General features: G+C 62.4%; 18 protein-coding genes. 15 read left to right on the top strand and 3 right to left on the bottom strand.

Annotation, left to right across the window (positions count from 1 at the left end; all coding sequences use genetic code 11):
- Window positions 1-115: 115 nt before the first annotated feature.
- From HU759_RS03085 to HU759_RS03020, 14 genes are read left to right on the top strand one after another with little or no spacing between them, the layout of a single operon-like run.
- A complete protein-coding gene (locus HU759_RS03085; protein ID WP_176991735.1) occupies window positions 116-850 on the top strand; it encodes a glycosyltransferase family 2 protein in 735 nt (244 codons plus the stop codon).
- Entirely contained in the window at window positions 847-1,782 is a 936-nt protein-coding gene (locus tag HU759_RS03080) for a glycosyl transferase (RefSeq protein ID WP_099548063.1), read from the top strand. Before HU759_RS03085 ends, HU759_RS03080 begins: the two co-directional genes overlap by 4 nt.
- Complete coding sequence (locus HU759_RS03075) at window positions 1,766-3,307, top strand: aromatic amino acid ammonia-lyase (RefSeq protein ID WP_099548062.1); 1,542 nt, start codon at window positions 1,766-1,768, stop codon at window positions 3,305-3,307. Before HU759_RS03080 ends, HU759_RS03075 begins: the two co-directional genes overlap by 17 nt.
- A complete protein-coding gene (locus tag HU759_RS03070; protein ID WP_099487817.1) occupies window positions 3,300-3,725 on the top strand; it encodes an acyl-CoA thioesterase in 426 nt (141 codons plus the stop codon). Before HU759_RS03075 ends, HU759_RS03070 begins: the two co-directional genes overlap by 8 nt.
- 29 nt (window positions 3,726-3,754) lie before the next feature.
- Entirely contained in the window at window positions 3,755-4,405 is a 651-nt protein-coding gene (locus HU759_RS03065; RefSeq protein WP_186617946.1) for an outer membrane lipoprotein carrier protein LolA, read from the top strand.
- Window positions 4,395-6,707: an MMPL family transporter gene (locus HU759_RS03060; RefSeq protein WP_186617941.1), complete on the top strand. Its 2,313-nt coding sequence runs from the start codon at window positions 4,395-4,397 to the stop codon at window positions 6,705-6,707. The genes HU759_RS03065 and HU759_RS03060 overlap by 11 nt, the downstream gene beginning before the upstream one ends.
- A 33-nt stretch (window positions 6,708-6,740) precedes the next feature.
- Window positions 6,741-7,988: an NAD(P)/FAD-dependent oxidoreductase gene (locus tag HU759_RS03055; RefSeq protein WP_099548058.1), complete on the top strand. Its 1,248-nt coding sequence runs from the start codon at window positions 6,741-6,743 to the stop codon at window positions 7,986-7,988.
- Window positions 7,985-8,719 carry a class I SAM-dependent methyltransferase gene (locus HU759_RS03050; RefSeq protein ID WP_017138552.1) on the top strand — a complete coding sequence of 245 codons (735 nt, stop codon included), beginning with the start codon at window positions 7,985-7,987 and terminating at the stop codon, window positions 8,717-8,719. The genes HU759_RS03055 and HU759_RS03050 overlap by 4 nt, the downstream gene beginning before the upstream one ends.
- Window positions 8,716-9,198, top strand: coding sequence for a hypothetical protein (locus tag HU759_RS03045; protein ID WP_056860603.1), 483 nt, complete (start codon window positions 8,716-8,718; stop codon window positions 9,196-9,198). Before HU759_RS03050 ends, HU759_RS03045 begins: the two co-directional genes overlap by 4 nt.
- Entirely contained in the window at window positions 9,195-10,361 is a 1,167-nt protein-coding gene (locus HU759_RS03040; RefSeq protein WP_186617943.1) for a beta-ketoacyl-[acyl-carrier-protein] synthase family protein, read from the top strand. Before HU759_RS03045 ends, HU759_RS03040 begins: the two co-directional genes overlap by 4 nt.
- Window positions 10,358-10,819 (top strand): hotdog family protein, encoded by a 462-nt coding sequence (locus HU759_RS03035; RefSeq protein WP_017138555.1) that lies wholly within the window; start codon window positions 10,358-10,360, stop codon window positions 10,817-10,819. Before HU759_RS03040 ends, HU759_RS03035 begins: the two co-directional genes overlap by 4 nt.
- Entirely contained in the window at window positions 10,816-11,544 is a 729-nt protein-coding gene (fabG, locus tag HU759_RS03030) for a 3-oxoacyl-ACP reductase FabG (protein ID WP_186617945.1), read from the top strand. The genes HU759_RS03035 and fabG overlap by 4 nt, the downstream gene beginning before the upstream one ends.
- Entirely contained in the window at window positions 11,544-12,770 is a 1,227-nt protein-coding gene (locus tag HU759_RS03025) for a beta-ketoacyl-ACP synthase (RefSeq protein WP_099548054.1), read from the top strand. The genes fabG and HU759_RS03025 overlap by 1 nt, the downstream gene beginning before the upstream one ends.
- A 26-nt stretch (window positions 12,771-12,796) precedes the next feature.
- The gene (locus HU759_RS03020) at window positions 12,797-13,216 is read left to right on the top strand and encodes a hypothetical protein (protein WP_017138558.1); all 420 of its coding nucleotides are present in this window, start codon (window positions 12,797-12,799) and stop codon (window positions 13,214-13,216) included.
- Window positions 13,217-13,570: 354 nt separating this feature from the next.
- Here HU759_RS03020 and HU759_RS03015 read toward each other — a convergent pair whose 3' ends face one another.
- Window positions 13,571-14,464, bottom strand: coding sequence for a LysR family transcriptional regulator (locus HU759_RS03015; RefSeq protein WP_186618471.1), 894 nt, complete (start codon window positions 14,462-14,464; stop codon window positions 13,571-13,573).
- A 124-nt stretch (window positions 14,465-14,588) separates the two neighbouring features.
- On the opposite strand from HU759_RS03015, the gene HU759_RS03010 reads away from it, so the two are divergent.
- Window positions 14,589-15,863 carry an MFS transporter gene (locus tag HU759_RS03010; protein WP_186618469.1) on the top strand — a complete coding sequence of 425 codons (1,275 nt, stop codon included), beginning with the start codon at window positions 14,589-14,591 and terminating at the stop codon, window positions 15,861-15,863.
- Between the two features lie 117 nt (window positions 15,864-15,980).
- On the opposite strand, the gene hemE is transcribed toward HU759_RS03010, so the two are convergent.
- Window positions 15,981-17,048: a uroporphyrinogen decarboxylase gene (gene hemE, locus HU759_RS03005; RefSeq protein ID WP_034117349.1), complete on the bottom strand. Its 1,068-nt coding sequence runs from the start codon at window positions 17,046-17,048 to the stop codon at window positions 15,981-15,983.
- A 238-nt stretch (window positions 17,049-17,286) separates the two neighbouring features.
- The gene (locus HU759_RS03000; RefSeq protein ID WP_003187920.1) at window positions 17,287-18,705 is read right to left on the bottom strand and encodes an FAD-dependent oxidoreductase; all 1,419 of its coding nucleotides are present in this window, start codon (window positions 18,703-18,705) and stop codon (window positions 17,287-17,289) included.
- Window positions 18,706-18,711: the final 6 nt, after the last annotated feature.

Here is an 18,711-nt window from a genome sequence, read left to right as displayed (position 1 = left end):
ACCTGTAATGGAGTTCTGCCTGATTCACAGAGGTTACCTTACTGGGGCCGCTGCGCAGCCCAACGCAGGGCAAGCCTGCTCGCCACAGGTTGTTCAATCGCTGGCTGGGTACGCCATGCATAACCCCTGCGCCCTCATCCCGGTCTACAACCACGAAACCGCCGTACCCGCCGTGGTTCACAGCCTGTTGAACAGCGGCCTGCCGTGCCTGCTGGTCGATGACGGCAGCAGCCCGGCGTGCGCGGCGGTATTGGCGCAACTGGCAACGCTCGATCACGTCACCTTGTTGACCCTGCCAAACAACCAAGGCAAAGGCGGCGCGGTCATGGCCGGTTTTCGCGAAGCCGCGCGCCTGGGCTACACCCACGCGCTGCAGGTAGACGCCGACGGCCAGCACGACCTGCGCGAAGTCGACAGCTTCCTCGACGCCTCGCGCACGCACCCAAATGCGGTGATCTGCGGCTACCCCGAATACGACGACAGCGTGCCCAAAGGTCGCCTTTACGCGCGCTACCTGACCCACGTGTGGGTGTGGATCAACACCCTGTCGCTGCAAATTCGCGACTCGATGTGCGGTTTTCGCGTGTACCCGCTGGCGCCGACGCTGGCCTTGATGGATTCGGCGTACATCGGCACGCGCATGGATTTCGACTCCGACATCCTGGTACGCCTGGCCTGGCGCAACCAGCCGATGCGCTGGCTGCCGACCCAAGTGCATTACCCTACCGATGGCGTGTCACACTTCCGCCTGTTCCGCGACAACGTGCGCATCAGCGCCATGCACACCCGGCTGTTCTTCGGCATGCTGGTACGCGCGCCGATGATTGTGTGGCGACGGTGGCAGGCATGAGCGACAGCACCAAACACTGGGCCGACCGCGAAGAGCGCGGCAGCTTCTGGCTGATGAAACTCACCGCGTTCGCGGCCAAAGTACTGGGCCGCCGCCTGTTGAGCCCGGTGCTGTACGGCATCGTTTTGTACTTTTTCCTGTTCGGCCGCACAGCGCGCCAAAGTGCCTGGCAATACCAGCAGCGCCTGGCCGACTGGAGCGGGCGCGCTGCGTTGCGGCCCAGCCATAAAAGCGTGTTCGCGCAGTTCATGGCCTTCGCCGACTCCTTGCTCGACAAGCTCGACGTGTGGAACGGCAAGCTGCGCATCGAACAGATCGAAATCAACGACCCGGCGCAATTGCGCGGGCAGTTACGCGGCAAGCGCGGCCAGATGCTGGTGGGCGCGCACTTGGGCAACCTGGAGGTGTGCCGCGCACTCGCAGAGATTGGCGAACAAGTCACCATGAACGTGTTGGTGCACACCAAGCACGCCGAACAATTCAACCGCCTGCTGGGCGAGGCCGGGGCCACGCACTTGCGCCTGATCCAGGTCAGCGAGCTGGACCCGGCGACCATGCTGCTGCTCAGCCAGCGCCTGGACGAGGGCGAGTGGCTGGCGATTGCCGGTGACCGCGTGCCCCTGCACGGCGGGCGCAAGGTGCGCGTGGACTTTCTCGGGCATGCCGCCGCCTTCCCCCAAGGCCCGTGGCTGCTGGCCGGCCTGCTTAAATGCCCGGTCAACCTGCTGATGTGCCTCAAGCACAATGGCCGCTATCGCCTGACCATCGAGCCGTTCGCCGCCTTGATCGAATGGAAGCGCAGCACCCGCGAGCACGTCATCGCCCAGTGGACCGCCCGCTACGCCGCACGCCTGGGCGATTTTTGCCTGGAGGCGCCCCAACAATGGTTCAACTTTTACCCTTTCTGGAAGACCGATGACCCCGCATCTTGAGCCGGTAATTTTTGGCGAACGCCACCTGCCAATCGAAGACGTGCTGGCCCTGGCCAACCGTCAGGCGCCCACGCAATTGCAGGATGACGCTGCCTATCGCCAGCGCATCGCCAAGGGCGCGCAGTTCCTCGACTCGCTGCTGGACAAGGAAGGCGTGATCTATGGCGTGACCACCGGCTACGGCGACTCCTGCGTGGTGGCGGTGCCGTTGCAGCACGTCGAGGCGTTGCCACGTCACCTCTACACCTTCCACGGTTGCGGCCTGGGCAAGTTGCTCGACGCCCAAGCCACCCGCGCCGTGCTCGCCGCACGCTTGCAGTCGCTGTGCCATGGTGTGTCCGGCGTGCGCGTGGAGTTGCTGGAGCGCCTGCATGCCTTCCTCGAACACGACGTGCTGCCGCTGATTCCGGAAGAAGGCTCGGTGGGCGCCAGCGGTGATCTGACGCCGCTGTCCTACGTGGCGGCGACCCTGTCCGGTGAGCGCGAAGTGCTGTTCCGTGGCGAACGCCGCCAGGCTGCCGACGTACACCGCGAACTCGGTTGGGAGCCGCTGGTGCTGCGCCCCAAGGAAGCCCTGGCCTTGATGAACGGCACCGCCGTGATGACCGGCCTTGCCTGCCTGGCCTTCGCCCGCGCCGACTACCTGCTGCAACTGGCCACGCGCATCACCGCATTGAACGTGGTAGCGCTGCAAGGCAACCCGGAACACTTCGACGAGCGCCTGTTCGCCGCCAAGCCGCACCCGGGGCAGATGCAAGTGGCCGCCTGGCTGCGCAAGGACCTGGCGATCGATGCGCCGACTGCGCCGCTGCATCGTTTGCAGGATCGCTACTCGCTGCGCTGCGCGCCCCATGTGCTGGGTGTGCTGGCCGACAGCCTGAACTGGCTGCGCTCGTTCATTGAAATCGAGCTGAACAGCGCCAACGACAACCCGATTATCGACGCCGAAGAAGAGCGCGTGCTGCACGGCGGGCACTTCTACGGCGGGCATATCGCCTTTGCCATGGACAGCCTCAAGACCCTGGTGGCTAACGTCGCCGACCTGCTCGACCGTCAGCTCGCGCTGCTGGTGGATGTGCGTTACAACCACGGCCTGCCGAGCAACCTGTCCGGCGCGCCGGCCGACCGCGCGATGATCAACCACGGCTTCAAGGCCGTGCAGATCGGTACCAGCGCCTGGACCGCCGAAGCGCTGAAAAACACCATGCCGGCCAGCGTGTTCTCGCGTTCCACCGAATGCCATAACCAGGACAAGGTGAGCATGGGCACCATCGCCGCCCGCGACGCAATCCGCGTGCTGGAGCTGACCGAACAGGTCGCCGCCGCCACCTTGCTCGCCGCCAACCAGGGCGTGTGGCTGCGCGCCCAGGCTGAAGACGCACGACCACTGCCACCGGCCTTGGCGGCCATGCATATCGAACTGGCCAAAGACTTCCCGCCGGTGATCGAAGACCGCGCATTGGAAGGCGAACTGCGCCTGTGCCTCAAACGTATCGCCGAGCAACACTGGAGGCTGCATGCGTAGCCAGGGCGTGTTGCATTGCGACACGCAAATTCTCGTGCCGTTTTTTGATGTCGATACCATGAACGTGGTGTGGCACGGGCATTACGTGAAGTACCTGGAAGTGGCGCGCTGCGCGTTGCTGGACAAGCTCGGCCACAACTACACGGCGATGCTCGAATCCGGCTACGCCTGGCCGGTGATCGACATGCAACTGCGCTATGTGCGCGGCGCAGTGTTCGGCCAGACCCTCAACGTGCGCGCCAGTCTGGTGGAATGGGAGAACCGTTTGAAGGTGAACTACCTGATCACCGACCTGGCCAGCGGCGAGCGCCTGACCCGCGCCAGCACCGTGCAAGTGGCGGTGGAAATCGCCAGCCGCGAGATGCAGCTGGCCTCGCCCGCAGTCTTTACCAACGCAGTAGAAAGGGCCTTGAAATGAGATCCAATGTGGGAGCGGGCTTGCCCGCGATGGTCGTCAACGATAACGCGCTTCGCCTGATACTGCGCAGCGCCCTCAGGTTCATCGCGGGCAAGCCCGCTCCCACATTGATCGGGTTGCTACTGAGTTTCAGTGCCCACGCCTTCGACCTGCAGCAGCTAAGCGACCAACTGGCCAAACCCGCCGTAATCCACGGCAGCTTCATCCAGGAAAAACACCTGCGCGCCCTGCCCCAGCCACTGGTCAGCAAAGGCACGTTCGTACTCGCCAAAGACCACGGCCTACTGTGGCTGTTGAAAACCCCGCTGCAACAGGACTACCGCATCAGCGCCCAAGGCATCGCCCGGCGTGACGCCAATGGCTGGCAATTGCTGCCGAACAAGAGCGCCGGTGCCGAGCAGAATCGCCTGTTCCTTGCCGTACTCCAAGGCGACAGCAGTGGCTTGCAGCGCGATTTCGAGCTGCAGCTGCAAGGCGAAGCCCAACAGTGGAAGCTGACGCTGGTCCCACGTTCGCTGCTGCTCAAGCAGGTATTCACCCAGATCAATATCGACGGCGGCGAGCTGGTGCAAACAATCGAACTGCTCGAAACCCAGGGCGACAGCACCGTGCTGCGCATGCAGGACAGCACTGCCGGCCAACCGTTGAGCGAATCGGAGCAACACGACTTTGCCCAGTGAGCGCTGGCTGCCACGCCTGTTCCTGATCCTGCTGGTGGCAGTATTGGCGCTGGCCGGCTGGCAGTGGCGCCATGGCGCGCCATTGTCGGCCAACCTGATGGAACTGGTGCCGGGCAGCACGCCGGATGCGCTGGAACTCAAGGCCGAACAGCGTATGCAGGAACCGCTGAACCGCGAAATGCTGGTGTTGGTGGGGCATGCCGATCGGCAAAAAGCCGTAGCAGTGGCGCAGCAAATGGGCGAACGCTGGCAGGCCAGCGGGCTGTTTGAAAAAGTGCAGTGGAACCTGCAAGCCGACTTGCCCGCCCTGCGTGAACAATTGCTGCGCGGTCGGCTGGCGATGCTCTCGGCCAAGGACCGCGAGCAACTGATCGAGCACCCAGACGCGTTCATTCAGCAGCGCGTGCAAGCGCTGTTCGACCCGTTTACCGGGTTCAGCCTGGTGCCGAGCCAGGACGACTGGCTGGGCCTTACCGGTCGCATCCAGAACAGCCAGCCGCAGCACGGTTCGGTGCAGCTCGATATCGGCAGCGGCGCCTTGATTGCCGATGCCGACGGCAAAAGCTGGGTGCTGCTGCGTGCGCGCACCACCGGCAATGCCTTTGACATGAAACTGCCGCTGCAAGTGGCGGACCTGCTCCAGGCCAGTCGCGAACAGGCCAGCGAGCAAGGCGCGCAATTGCTCGCTGCCAGCGGCCTGCTTTACGCCGCCAACGGGCAGCAACAGGCCACGCGGGAAATCACCTGGGTCGGTGGTGGCGCCACGCTGGGCATCCTGTTGTTGCTGTTGCTGGCGTTTCGGCGCTGGCGGGTGCTGCTGGCGTTTGTGCCGGTGCTGGTGGGTATGCTGTTTGGCGCGGTGGCCTGTGTGGCGCTGTTCGGCCATATGCATGTGATGACCCTGGTGCTGGGCTCCAGCCTGATCGGCGTGGCGGTGGATTACCCGCTGCATTACCTGTCCAAAAGCTGGAGCCTGCAACCCTGGCGCAGCTGGCCGGCATTGCGCCTGACCTTGCCGGGGCTGAGCCTGAGCCTGGCGACCAGTTGCATCGGTTACCTGGCGCTGGCCTGGACGCCGTTCCCGGCGCTGACGCAAATCGCCGTGTTCTCCGCCGCCGGTTTAGTCGGTGCCTACCTGTCGGCGGTGTGCCTGCTGCCCGCGCTGCTCAAGGGTGTGGAGCTGCGCCCGGCACAATGGCCGCTGCGGATTGCCGAATGCCTGTGGCTATTGCGCGCCGCGCTGCTCAAGCGCGTGCCAAGCCCGGTGCTGCTGGCACTGTTGCTGCTGTTTTGCGCGGGCGGCCTGTGGCACTTGAACAGTAAAAATGATATCCGCCAGTGGATCGGTGCCCCGCCGCAATTGCTGCAAGAAGCGCAGGCCGTGGCGCGCATTACTGGTTTCCAGCCCACCAGCCAGTTTTTCCTGGTGCGCGCCGACAACCAGCAGCAGTTACTGGAACGCCAGGCCGCCTTGGGCGAACGCCTGGATCAGTTGGTGAACATGGGCAAGCTGCAAGGCTACCTGGCGCTCAACCAACTGGTGAGCCTGCCGGCTGAGCAGCAACACCTTCGTGATGCGCTGAACAACCTCGCGCAGCACTGGCAGCCGCTGCTGGACCTTGGCGTGCCGGCCAGCGCGCTGCAAGCCGAAGTCACGCAACTGCAAGCGCTGCCCACCGAAGACATCGATGCCGCGCTGGTTGGCCCATTGGCTGAGCCTTGGCGCACCTTGTGGCTGGGGCCGGTAAACGGCGGCGTGGCGGCGATGGTCAGCCTGCAAGGCCTGAACAACCCGGCGCTGTTGCGTGTGCAAGCGCTGGACTTACCCGGCGTGCAACTGGTTGACCGGCTGGGTGATTTGAACCGAGTGTTTGCCGACACGCAGATCAGCGCGGCTGAGTTGAAGCTGATGTCGTGTGTGCTGATCGTGCTGTTATTGATTATGCCGTTCGGTGTTGGCGGTGCCCTGCGCATCGTCGCCCTGCCACTGCTCGCGGCGCTGTGCAGCCTCGCCAGCCTCGGTTGGCTGGGCCAGCCGCTGACCTTGTTCAGCCTGTTCGGCCTGCTGTTGGTCACCGCCATCAGCGTCGACTATGCGATCTTGATGCGCGAGCAGATCGGCGGCGCGGCCGTGAGTCTTTTAGGTACGCTGCTGGCAGCACTGACGACCTGGTTGTCGTTTGGCCTGCTGGCGGTGTCGAGTACACCCGCCGTGAGCAATTTCGGCCTGTCGGTCAGCCTCGGCCTGGCGTTCAGCTTTATGCTGGCGCCTTGGGCCGGGCATCAGAAGCACGCCTTATGAATGTGTTAATCGCCAAAGTGGCAAGGAGCCCTCGTGCCCACAGTTGAAATGGAACGTCGCCAGGTGGTGGTGATTGGTGCCGGGCCATCCGGCGCTATCGCCGCCGCGCTGTTAAAGCGCCACGGGCATGATGTATTGATTATCGAGCGCGAGCATTTCCCACGCTTCTCGATTGGCGAAAGCCTGCTGTCGCACTGCATCGACTTTATCGAAGAAGCCGGCATGCTCGACGCCGTACAGGCCGCGGGTTTCCAGGTAAAAACCGGCGCGGCGTTCGCCTGGGGCGAGCGCTACAGTGCGTTTGATTTCGGTGACACCTTCAGCAACGGCAAGCCCACCACCTTCCAGGTGCAGCGCGGCGAGTTCGACAAGTTGCTGGCTGATCAAGCGGCGCTGCAAGGCGTAGAGATTCGCTATGGCGAAAGCATCGTCGGTGTGGATTTCGCCGGTGAAAGCCGCTACCTGCACGTGCGTCGCCAGAATGGCAGCGAGTATCACCTCAAGGCCAAGTTCGTGCTCGATGCCAGCGGCTACGGCCGCGTGCTGTCGCGCCTGCTGGACCTGGAAGCACCGTCGAATTTCCCGGTGCGCCAGGCGGTGTTTACCCACGTTGAAGATCACATCACACACCCAGGTTTTGATCGCAGCAAAATCCTCGTCACCACTCACCCGACCCAACGCGATATCTGGTTCTGGACCATCCCGTTCAGCCATGGCCGCTGCTCGGTAGGCGTGGTGGCGGCAAAAGAACATTTCGACGGCCGCGACAGCGACCTCGACGCCTGCCTGCGCGGTTTCATCGCTGAGACGCCAAGCCTGGCGGGCGTGCTGCAAAACGCCGTGTGGGATACGCCCGCGCGTACCCTCGCCGGCTATTCGGCCAACGTCAAAACCCTGCACGGCCCGGGCTTTGCGCTGCTGGGCAATGCGGCGGAATTTCTCGACCCGGTGTTCTCTTCCGGCGTGACCATCGCCATGCGATCGGCGAGCATGGCCGCAGCGCTGTTACATCGCCAACTCAAGGGCGAAACCGTCGACTGGCAAACCGAGTTCGCCGAGCCGCTGAAACGCGGGGTCGACACCTTCCGTTGCTATGTCGAAGGCTGGTATGCAGGCACCTTCCAGGACGTGATTTTTCACCCAGGCAGCTCGCCGGAGATTCGCCGGATGATCAGTTCGATCCTCGCCGGTTACGCCTGGGATGAGCGCAACCCGTTTGTCAGCGAGCCCAAACGGCGGCTGCGGATGTTGTCGGAAATTTGTGCAGGTGAGCCAGTATGAGTAGCCAATACCTGAGTAAAAACTACGTCGAAGAAACCAAATTCGGCTTCTGGTTCCTGCGCAGCCACACTTGGCAGCACCATGTATTGCGCGTGGCGATCAACGACCTGCGCGGCCTGTTCACCGACCCGCTGCCGGTGGCGCCGGTGCTGCTGGACGCCGGTTGCGGCCAGGGCAAGTCGTTCCAGTATTTGCAGCAGGTGTTCGCGCCACAGCGCCTGATCGGCCTGGATGCCGACCCGCACAGCCTGGAGCTGAGCCAGGCAGAAGCCAAGCGCCAAGGCTTGGCCATCGAGCTGATCGGCAGCGACTGCGCCACACTGCAGGTGCCGGACGCAAGCGTGGATATCCTGTTCTGCCACCAGACCTTTCACCATCTGGTGGAACAGCATCGCGCCTTGAAAGAGTTCTATCGCGTACTCAAGCCGGGCGGCTATCTGCTGTTTGCCGAATCCACCGAAGCCTATATCGACACTTGGGTGATTCGCTGGCTGTTCCGCCACCCGATGCATGTGCAGAAGAGCGCTGAAGAATACCTGGAGATGCTGCGCGAGCAGGGTTTTGAGTTCGGCCCGCAGAACGTTTCGTACCCGTATTTGTGGTGGAGCCGCTCCAGCGATTTCGGCCTGCTGGAACGCTGGGGCCTGCGCAGCCCACCACCGGTTGGCCAGCGCGAAGAAACGCTGGTCAACTGCGTGGCGCGTAAACCTTTAGCGAGCGCCGAAACATGATTCGTATGCTGTTGATGGGTTGCCTGTTGCTGCTGAGCGCCTGCGTCAGCCAGCCGCCACTGCCCGAAAAAACCCCGGCCCTGGCCTTGCCCATGCAATTGCACGTGCAGCGCCGCGCCGACGGCCAAACCCAGGATTGGCTGCTGGTGATCCAGCGCGAAGGCACAGCCATTCGCTGGTCGATGATGGACCCGCTGGGCATTCCCCAGGCCCGGCAAAAGCTGATCAATGGCCAGTGGCAGGCCGACGGCTTGCTGCCGCCCAATCCCCAGGCGCGTGAGCTGTTTGCGGCGCTGTTGTTTGCGCTGACCTCGGCCGATGACGTGCCCACGCTGTACCCGCGTGCCCAGGCGATGGACCTGACGCGCACGCTGCCGGGGCATTGGCAGATCGTCTATCAGTCCTCCGAGGTGTTCAGCGTGAACATGGCGGGCCAGCCGTTGAGCTACCGCATCACCCCACTGGGGGCGGCGCGATGACGGCTTACCTGAATGCCCTGGGCGTGATCTGCGCCCTGGGCCGCGGCCAGGCTGAAGTCAGCCGCAGCCTGTTTGCCGGCGATTGTTCCGGCATGCGCGCCGAAAGCGGTTGGGTGCCAGAGCGCGTGCTGCCGGTGGGCGGCGTGCGCAGCGAGCTGGTGGCAATCCCGGCTGACCTACGCCCGCAGAGCAGCCGCAATAACCAGTTGCTGCTGGATGCGGCCTTGCAGATTGAAACCGAGCTGCGCCAGGCAATCCACACCTACGGCGCCTCGCGGGTTGGCATTGTGCTGGGCACCAGCACCTCGGGCATCGATGAAGCCAGTCGCGGCATCGCGCATTACCTGCGTGGGCAGCAGTTCCCGGGCGACTATGACTACCAGCAACAGGAACTCAGCGCACCGGCGAATTTTCTCGCTGACTGGCTACAGGTAAGCGGCCCGGCCTATGTGATTTCTACTGCCTGCACTTCCAGCGCCCGTGCGCTGATGAGTGCCCAGCGCCTGCTCGACCTGGGTGTGTGTGATGCGGTGATCTGCGGCGGTGTCGACAGCCTGTGCAAGCTGACGCTGAACGGCTTTACCGCGCTGGAAGCGGTCGCCAGCGAACGCTGCAATCCGTTTTCGGTGAACCGCAACGGCATCAATATCGGCGAAGCGGCAGTGCTGTTTCTGATGACCAAAACACCTGCGCCGATTGCCTTGCTCGGCAGCGGCGCCAGTTGCGATGCGCACCATATCTCCGCGCCAGAGCCCAGCGGCAAAGGTGCGTTGCAGTCGATGCGCAAGGCCTTGGCCAGCGCCAAACTTGAACCGGAACACATCGGTTACCTGAACCTGCACGGCACCGCGACCCAACACAACGACGCCATGGAAAGCCTGGCCGTCGCCAGCCTGTTTCCTCAAGGCGTAGCCTGTTCGTCGACCAAGCCCATGAGCGGCCACACCCTCGGTGCCGCAGGCGCGCTGGAAGCGGCGTTCTGCTGGTTGAGCCTGATGCATGACCGTGTGCCGCCGCATGTGTGGGACGGCCAAGCCGATCCGGCACTGCCCGAACTGCAGTGGGCACAGACCGGCGACACCTTGAAAAAACGCTGCCTGATGAGCAACTCGTTCGCCTTCGGCGGCAATAACGTCAGCCTGATAATCGCGGAGGCCCCATGATCGATTGGCCACTCGCCGAACTGCTGCCCCACGCGGGCGACATGATCCTGATCGACCAGGTGCTGTCGTTCGATGAAGAGCAGGTTCACACCCGCGCCACCGTCAAGCCCGGCGGCCTGTTCAACCGGCCGGACGGCAGCCTGCCAGCCTGGGTCGGCATCGAGCTGATGGCGCAAAGCGTCGCCGCCTATGCCGGCTGCCGCGCGCGCCAGAACGGCGAGGCAGTGGAACTGGGTTTCCTGCTCGGCACGCGCAAATTCGAATGCAACGTGGAACACTTCCCGGCCGGCGCCGAGCTGCGCATCCACGGCCTGCGCTCGCTGGAAGACGACAACGGCATGGGTGTGTTCGAATGCCACCTGACCGGTGACGGTATCCAGGCCAGCGCACGTTTGAACGTATTTCGACCGCCCCAGGCGGCCAATTATTTAGATGAATCGAAGGACTCAACGCCATGACTGAATCCGTACTGGTCACCGGCTCCAGCCGTGGCATCGGCCGCGCCATTGCCCTGCGCCTGGCCCAGGCCGGGCATGACATCGTGCTGCATTGCCGCAGTGGCCGCGCTGAAGCGGACGCGGTAAAGCTCGAGATCGAGGCGCTGGGTCGCAAGGCGCGGGTGCTGCAATTTAATGTGGCGGATCGTTTCAGCTGCAAGGAAATCCTTGAAGCCGATGTGGAGCAATATGGCGCCTATTACGGCGTGGTGCTCAACGCCGGCCTGACACGCGACGGTGCGTTCCCGGCCCTCTCCGAAGACGATTGGGATGTGGTGATGCGCACCAACCTGGATGGTTTCTACAACGTGCTGCACCCGGTGATGATGCCGATGATTCGTCGTCGCGCCGCTGGCCGTATCGTTTGTATCACGTCGGTTTCCGGTTTGATCGGCAACCGTGGCCAGGTCAACTACAGCGCCTCCAAAGCCGGTTTGATCGGCGCGGCCAAGGCGCTGGCTATTGAACTGGGCAAGCGCAAGATCACCGTCAATTGCGTCGCCCCCGGCTTGATCGACACGGCGATGCTGGATGAAAACGTGCCGGTCGAAGAACTGATGAAGATGATCCCGGCGCAACGCATGGGCACCCCGGAAGAAGTCGCCGGGGCAGTGAATTTCTTGATGTCGGCCGAGGCCGGCTATATCACGCGCCAAGTGCTGGCCGTGAATGGGGGCTTGTGCTGATGAAACGCGTCGTCGTCACCGGCATGGCCGGCATGACCTCCCTGGGCAGCGATTGGGACACCATCGCCGCCAACTTTCGCGCCAACCGCAGCGGCATCCGGCGCATGGATGAGTGGGACCGTTTTACCGAATTGAACACGCGTCTGGCCGGGCCGATCGACGACTTTGTCGTGCCCTCGCACTGGACGCGCAAGCAACTGCGCAGCATGGGCCGCGTGTCGCGCCTGGCGGTGTGGGCGGCGGAACAGGCGTTGCAGGATGCCGGGTTGCTCGGCGACGAATCGATCAAGGACGGGCGCATGGGCGTCGCCTGTGGCTCATCCACCGGCAGCACCGATGAGATCAAGGCGTTCGGCAATATGCTGCTGAACTCGGTGGCCGAGGGGCTGAATGCCAACTCCTATGTGCGCATGATGCCGCACACCACGGCGGCGAATATCAGCATCTTCTTTGGCCTGACCGGGCGGCTGATCCCCACCTCCAGCGCCTGCACCAGCGGCAGCCAGGGCATTGGTTACGCCTACGAGGCGATCAAGTTCGGCCGCTTGCCGTTGATGCTTGCCGGCGGCGCCGAGGAATTGTGCCCCACCGAAGCCATGGTGTTCGACGCGCTCTACGCCACCAGCCTCAAAAACGACGCGCCGCAGACCAGCCCACGCCCTTACGACAGCGGCCGCGACGGCCTGGTGATCGGCGAAGGCGGCGGCATGCTGGTGCTCGAAGAACTGGAACACGCCCTGGCGCGCGGTGCGCATATCCACGCCGAGTTGGTCGGCTTCGGCAGCAACGCCGACGGCCAGCACACCACGCGCCCAGAGCAGAAAACCATGCGCCGCGCCATGGAGCTGGCCCTGGAAGATGCCGGGCTTGAGCCATCCGCGATCGGCTACGTCAATGGCCACGGCACCGCCACCGATCAGGGCGACATCGCCGAAACGCTGGCCACCAGCAGCCTGTTCGGCAGCCGCATGCCGATCAGTTCGCAGAAAAGCTTCCTGGGCCACACTTTGGGCGCGTGCGGCGCACTGGAATCGTGGTTCAGCATCGAAATGATGAACCGCGACCAGTATGTGCACACCTTCAACCTGGATGCCGTCGACCCGCAATGCGGCGAGCTGGATTACCTGCAAGGTGGGTTTCGCGAGATGCACAACGACTACGTGATGAACAACAACTTTGCCTTTGGCGGCGTCAACACTTCGCTGATCTTTCGCCGCTGGTCCTGATTTTTTAATTGACTGGAGAAAACGGAATGTCTTCCTTGCTACGCGCCACCCTGATCACTCTGGCTTTGCTGACCACCGCCGGTTGCACCAACAAACCCGTGCTAAACACCCAGCACGATTTGCCGGTCACGGCCCAGCTCAGCGAAGAAAAAATCAAACAGGTGATCGTCGCGGCCCTGCAAAAACGCGAATGGACCGTGCAACGCCTGAGCCCGCAACTGGTGCAGGCCGAAATCACTGTGCGCAACCAATTCCACGCCGAAATCGATATCCGCTACACCCGCACCAGCTACGCCATCACCTACCGCGACAGCCGCGACCTGGGCTACAAGGACGGCAAGATCCATCGCAACTACAACCGCTGGGTGAGCATGCTGGATCGCGACATCATGGCGGGCTTGCAGAGTGCGGGTATCAATGGCGTGGAGGCCTTAAAGCAGAACTGAGGCTTTCGCATCCAAATGTGGGAGCTGGCTTGCCTGCGATGGGCATAGGTATCTACACAACTTTTAAAAGCACCCTATTTCTCCTGTGGCGAGCAGGCTTGTCCTGCGTTGGGCTGCGAAGCAGCCCCAAACCCAGTCGCTGAGTTCTTTCAGGAAAATTGCAGTGCCTGTACTGGGGCCGCTTCGCAGCCCAACGCAGGACAAGCCTGCTCGCCACAACAGCCCACCTGCCACAGACTTCGTGTTAACCGGTTGTGTAGATACCTATGCTGCGATGGGATCACCTCAGTTTTTCTGATAAACCGAGGCGCCTGCATCGCAGGCAAGCCAGCTCCCACTTTTGACCGTGTTCGACTATAAGATCGCCTGGCGCGTCAGCAGCTCCACAAAGGCCTTGGCCATTGGCGTTTGCGCACCCTTGCGTTGCACCAGCCACACCGCCGTCACGGCCTCCCGATCGAGCAAGGTGCGATAGACCACGCCATCAATGCGGATGCGCTGGTAAGACGCCGGCAGCACCGACACCCCCAACCCCGCCGCCACCAGGCCGATGATGGTCATCGCTTCTCCAGCTTCCTGGGCGAAGTGCGGGCTGAAGCCGGCATCGCGGGCCAGGTTGAGCAGCTGAGCGTAGAGGCCGCTGCCGTAGGTGCGCGGGAAAAATACAAACGGCTCCTCGACCAGTTGCGCCAGGTGCAGGCCGCGCTCGCTGCCTTCCACCAACGGATGGCCAGCGTTCAATACCGCAACCAACGGCTCGCGCATCAACTCGATCACGCTTAGAGAATCCGGCAACGGCAGCGGGCGCATCAGGCCCACCTGAATCGACTCATCCACCAGCGACTCGGCCACCTCGGTGCTGCTCATTTCCTGCAAATTCAGGTGCACCGCAGGGAAGGCTTTACGAAACGCAAAGATCGCCTGTGGAATGCTGGCGTTGAATGGCGCCGACGAGGTGAAGCCGATCTTCAGTTCGCCTAACTCCCCCAATTGCGCGCGGCGGGCAACGTCGGCGGCTTTATCCACCTGCGCCAACACCAAACGCGCCTCGTGCAGGAACAATCGGCCGGCCTCGCTCAGCTCAACCCGACGATTGGTGCGCTCAAACAAGCGTGCGCCGACTTCCTGTTCCAGCGCCTGGATCTGCTGGCTCAACGGCGGTTGAGAGATGCCCAGCACCTGCGCGGCGCGGCCAAAATGCAGCTCTTCGGCGACGGCAATGAAGTACCGCAAGTGACGCAATTCCATGCAAACCTCATTAGGTCGTAAAAGCTCTTAAACAGGTCGAACAATATATTGGAAAGAATCATTAGGCAGCTATATTCTTTTTCGTATTGCCAGTCCTGGCAGGCTTTTCCTCCCCGAGGTCCCCGTGAAATCTGCTGTCGCGCCATTCGCTCAAGAAGTCCCGCCTACCGCCTTGGATGAGGTGGTCGCCCAGCTCAATGACGCGTACATCGAAAAAGGCACGCCGATGTTCATGCGCACGGTGCTCGCGCTGTTCTCCGGCGGGTTTGCCACCTTTGCCCTGCTGTACTGCGTGCAACCGATGATGCCGGCGTTATCCCACGAGTTTTCCATCAATGCGGCGCAAAGCAGCCTGATCCTCTCGGTCGCCACGGCGATGCTGGCGCTGGGCCTGCTGATTACCGGACCGATTTCCGACCGCTTGGGGCGCAAGCCGGTGATGGTTTCAGCCCTGTTCTGTGCCGCGCTGGCGACCATCGCCAGCGGCTTGATGCCGACCTGGGAAGGCATTCTGCTGATGCGTGCGCTGGTGGGCTTGTCGCTAAGCGGCCTGGCCGCCGTGGCGATGACTTACCTGAGCGAAGAGATCCACCCTCAGCACATTGGCCTGGCCATGGGCTTGTACATCGGCGGCAACGCGATTGGCGGCATGAGCGGGCGTCTGATCATCGGCGTGTTGATCGACTTTGTCAGCTGGCACACCGCGATGCTGATCATCGGCGCGCTGGCGCTGATCGCAGCCACGGTGTTCTGGAAAATCCTGCCTGAATCGCGCAACTTCCGCGCCAGCAGCCTGAAGCCGCGTAACCTGGTGAACGGTTTTGTCATGCACTTCAAGGACGCGGGCCTGCCGTGGCTGTTCCTCGAGGCCTTCCTGTTGATGGGCGCATTCGTGACGATGTTCAACTACATCGGCTATCGCCTGTTGGCCTCGCCCTACGAACTTAGCCAGGCGGTGGTTGGCCTGTTGTCGCTGGTGTACCTGTCAGGCATCTACAGCTCGGCGAAAATCGGCTCTCTGGCTGACCGTCTCGGCCGCCGTCGCGTACTGTGGGGCACCATCGTCTTGATGCTGTCGGGGATGCTGCTGACCCTGTTCACGCCGCTGTGGCTGGTGGTGCCGGGCATGCTGATCTTCACCTTCGGCTTCTTCGGCGCGCATTCGGTAGCCAGCAGCTGGATTGGGCGGCGAGCGGTGAAGGCCAAAGGGCAGGCGTCGTCGCTGTACCTGTTCTGCTACTACGTGGGGTCGAGTATCGCGGGGACGGCGGGCGGGTTCTTCTGGCACTTTGCCGGGTGGAACGGAATTGGCGGGTTTATCGTGGCGTTGCTGATGGGTGCGCTGCTGGTGGCGCTGAAGCTGGCGAAGTTGCCGCCGCTGGGGAATGTAAAAACCTGACGCGGTCCTGCTTTTAATGTGGGAGCTGGCTTGCCTGCGATAGCAATAGTGAATTCACTACTGCTATCGCAGCGGTGCGACGATTCGACAAGCCAGCTCCCACATTAGGTTTGCGTTTTATTCGTGGTATTGCGCCGACAGCTCATGCACTGCGCGCAAGAACGCGCCAGCGTGCTCGGGGTTCACTTCCGGCGTAATGCCATGGCCGAGGTTGAACACGTGGCCGCTGCCCTTGCCATAGCTGGCCAGGATGCGGCCGACTTCGGTGCGGATCGCTTCCGGTTTGGCGTACAGCACGGTTGGGTCCATGTTGCCTTGCAGCGCCACCTGGTTGCCGACGCGACGGCGGGCTTCGCCGAGGTCGCAGGTCCAGTCCAGGCCCAGTGCATCGGCGCCCGCATCAGCAATGCTTTCCAGCCACAGGCCGCCGCCTTTGGTGAACATGATCACCGGCACTTTGCGACCTTCGTGTTCGCGGATCAGGCCGCTGACGATTTTGCGCATGTAAGCCAGGGAGAACTCCTGATACGCCGCCGACGACAGGTTGCCGCCCCAGGTGTCGAAGATCTGCACTGCTTGCGCGCCGGCCATGATCTGGCCGTTGAGATAACTGGTAACCGACTGCGCCAGCTTGTCCAGCAACAGGTGCATGGCTTGCGGGTTGTCGTAGAGCATGGCCTTGGTCTTGCGGAAGTCTTTCGACGAGCCGCCTTCGACCATATAGGTAGCCAGGGTCCACGGGCTGCCGGAGAAGCCGATCAACGGCACGCGGCCGTTAAGCTCGCGGCGGATGGTGCTCACGGCGTCCATCACGTAACCGAGGTCTTTGTGCGGGTCCGGGATCGGCAAGGCTTCGATGTCGGCCAGGGTGCTGACGACTTTCTTGAAACGCGGGCCTTCACCGGTTTCAAAATACAGGCCTTGGCCCATGGCATCAGGGATGGTGAGGATGTCGGAGAAGAGGATGGCCGCATCCAGTTGTGGGTAGCGGTCCAGCGGCTGCATCGTGACTTCGCAGGCGAACTCCGGGTTCATGCACAGGCTCATGAAGTCGCCGGCATTGGCGCGACTGGCGCGGTATTCCGGCAGGTAGCGACCGGCTTGACGCATCATCCACACGGGCGTGACGTCTACGGGTTGCTTGAGCAGGGCACGAAGGAAACGGTCGTTCTTGAGGGCAGTCATGTCGGCATCCGCAAAAAAAGTGCGGGCATTTTCTCAGAGCGCGACGCAAAAGGCACGGAGTGAGCCGTGCCTTTTGTCTATCAGGTCAATTTGTCGCGGTGTCTTGCGGTATGACAGACACCACCAAACCCTATCTGGAATGGGGTTTGTGTGGGAGCTGGCTTGCCTGCGATGGCGGTGGTGAATTCACTATCGCTATCGCAGGCAAGCCAGCTCCCACCGTTGACCGTGTTTCAACTCAAACTTGCAGGTAATCCAGGATGCCTTCGGCGGCGTTGCGGCCTTCGAAGATCGCGGTCACTACCAGGTCAGAGCCGCGCACCATATCGCCACCGGCGAAGATTTTCGGGTTGCTGGTCTGGTGCTTGTACTGGCCTTGTTCCGGGGCTACCACGCGGCCCTGGCTGTCGGTCTGGATTTCGAACTGCTCGAACCACGGCGCCGGGCTTGGACGGAAACCGAAGGCGATAACCACGGCATCAGCCGGGATGATTTCTTCGGAACCCGGGATCGGCTCGGGGCTGCGACGGCCACGGGCGTCCGGCTCGCCGAGACGGGTCTCGACCACCTTCACACCTTCAACACGGTCTTCACCGACGATGGCGATCGGCTGGCGGTTGTAGAGGAACTTCACGCCTTCTTCCTTGGCGTTCTTCACCTCTTTGCGCGAACCGGGCATGTTGGCTTCGTCACGACGATAAGCACAGGTCACCGACTTGGCGCCCTGGCGGATCGAGGTGCGGTTGCAGTCCATCGCGGTGTCACCACCGCCCAGTACCACGACCTTCTTGCCTTTCATGTCGACGAAATCTTCCGGCGACTTTTCAAAGCCCAGGTTGCGGTTGACGTTGGCGATCAGGAAGTCGAGCGCGTCATACACGCCCGGCAGGTCCTCACCGGCAAAGCCGCCCTTCATGTAGGTGTAGGTGCCCATGCCCATGAACACGGCATCGTATTCGGCGAGCAGTTGCTCCATGGTGATGTCTTTGCCGATTTCGGTATTGAGACGGAACTCGATACCCATGCCGGTGAAGACTTCACGACGGTGGCTCAGCACGGTTTTTTCCAGCTTGAACTCGGGAATACCGAAGGTCAGCAGGCCGCCGATTTCCGGGTTCTTGTCGAACACCACCGGGGTCACACCGCCGCGCACCAGCACGTCGGCACAGCCCAGGCCCGCCGGGCCTGCGCCGATGATCGCAACGCGCTTGCCGGTCGGCTTGACCTTGGACATGTCCGGGCGCCAACCCATGGCGAACGCGGTGTCGGTGATGTACTTCTCCACCGAACCGATGGTCACCGCGCCGAAGCCGTCGTTAAGGGTGCAGGCACCCTCGCACAGACGGTCCTGCGGGCACACCCTGCCGCAGACTTCCGGCAGGGTGTTGGTCTGGTGCGACAGCTCGGCGGCAGCGAGGATGTTGCCCTCGGCCACCAGCTTGAGCCAGTTGGGAATGAAGTTGTGCACCGGGCACTTCCATTCGCAATACGGGTTACCGCAACCCAGGCAGCGGTGGGCCTGGTCGGCCGAGTGCTGGGGTTTGAAGGGTTCGTAGATTTCCACGAACTCTTTCTTGCGTTGACGCAACAGTTTCTTCTTCGGATCTTTGCGCCCGACATCGATGAACTGGAAGTCGTTATTCAGACGTTCAGCCATGTTAAA

This window comes from Pseudomonas sp. OE 28.3, from assembly GCF_014268205.2.
In the GTDB taxonomy this organism is placed as follows: Bacteria; Pseudomonadota; Gammaproteobacteria; order Pseudomonadales; family Pseudomonadaceae; genus Aquipseudomonas; species Aquipseudomonas edaphica.
The sequence above is the reverse complement of the archived record's forward strand: the minus strand, read 5'-3'. Positions and strand labels throughout refer to the sequence as shown.

Excerpts from the sequence above, each read along its gene's own strand:
- HU759_RS03035 (WP_017138555.1), top strand. The coding sequence starts at position 10,358 with ATGATCGATTGGCCACTCGCCGAACTGCTGCCCCACGCGGGCGACATG.
- HU759_RS03000 (WP_003187920.1), bottom strand. The coding sequence starts at position 18,705 with ATGGCTGAACGTCTGAATAACGACTTCCAGTTCATCGATGTCGGGCGC.
- HU759_RS03025 (WP_099548054.1), top strand. The coding sequence starts at position 11,544 with ATGAAACGCGTCGTCGTCACCGGCATGGCCGGCATGACCTCCCTGGGC.
- HU759_RS03070 (WP_099487817.1), top strand. The coding sequence starts at position 3,300 with ATGCGTAGCCAGGGCGTGTTGCATTGCGACACGCAAATTCTCGTGCCG.
- HU759_RS03065 (WP_186617946.1), top strand. The coding sequence starts at position 3,755 with ATGGTCGTCAACGATAACGCGCTTCGCCTGATACTGCGCAGCGCCCTC.
- HU759_RS03080 (WP_099548063.1), top strand. The coding sequence starts at position 847 with ATGAGCGACAGCACCAAACACTGGGCCGACCGCGAAGAGCGCGGCAGC.
- hemE (WP_034117349.1), bottom strand. The coding sequence starts at position 17,048 with ATGACTGCCCTCAAGAACGACCGTTTCCTTCGTGCCCTGCTCAAGCAA.
- HU759_RS03045 (WP_056860603.1), top strand. The coding sequence starts at position 8,716 with ATGATTCGTATGCTGTTGATGGGTTGCCTGTTGCTGCTGAGCGCCTGC.
- HU759_RS03085 (WP_176991735.1), top strand. The coding sequence starts at position 116 with ATGCATAACCCCTGCGCCCTCATCCCGGTCTACAACCACGAAACCGCC.
- fabG (WP_186617945.1), top strand. The coding sequence starts at position 10,816 with ATGACTGAATCCGTACTGGTCACCGGCTCCAGCCGTGGCATCGGCCGC.
- HU759_RS03040 (WP_186617943.1), top strand. The coding sequence starts at position 9,195 with ATGACGGCTTACCTGAATGCCCTGGGCGTGATCTGCGCCCTGGGCCGC.
- HU759_RS03075 (WP_099548062.1), top strand. The coding sequence starts at position 1,766 with ATGACCCCGCATCTTGAGCCGGTAATTTTTGGCGAACGCCACCTGCCA.
- HU759_RS03015 (WP_186618471.1), bottom strand. The coding sequence starts at position 14,464 with ATGGAATTGCGTCACTTGCGGTACTTCATTGCCGTCGCCGAAGAGCTG.
- HU759_RS03050 (WP_017138552.1), top strand. The coding sequence starts at position 7,985 with ATGAGTAGCCAATACCTGAGTAAAAACTACGTCGAAGAAACCAAATTC.
- HU759_RS03020 (WP_017138558.1), top strand. The coding sequence starts at position 12,797 with ATGTCTTCCTTGCTACGCGCCACCCTGATCACTCTGGCTTTGCTGACC.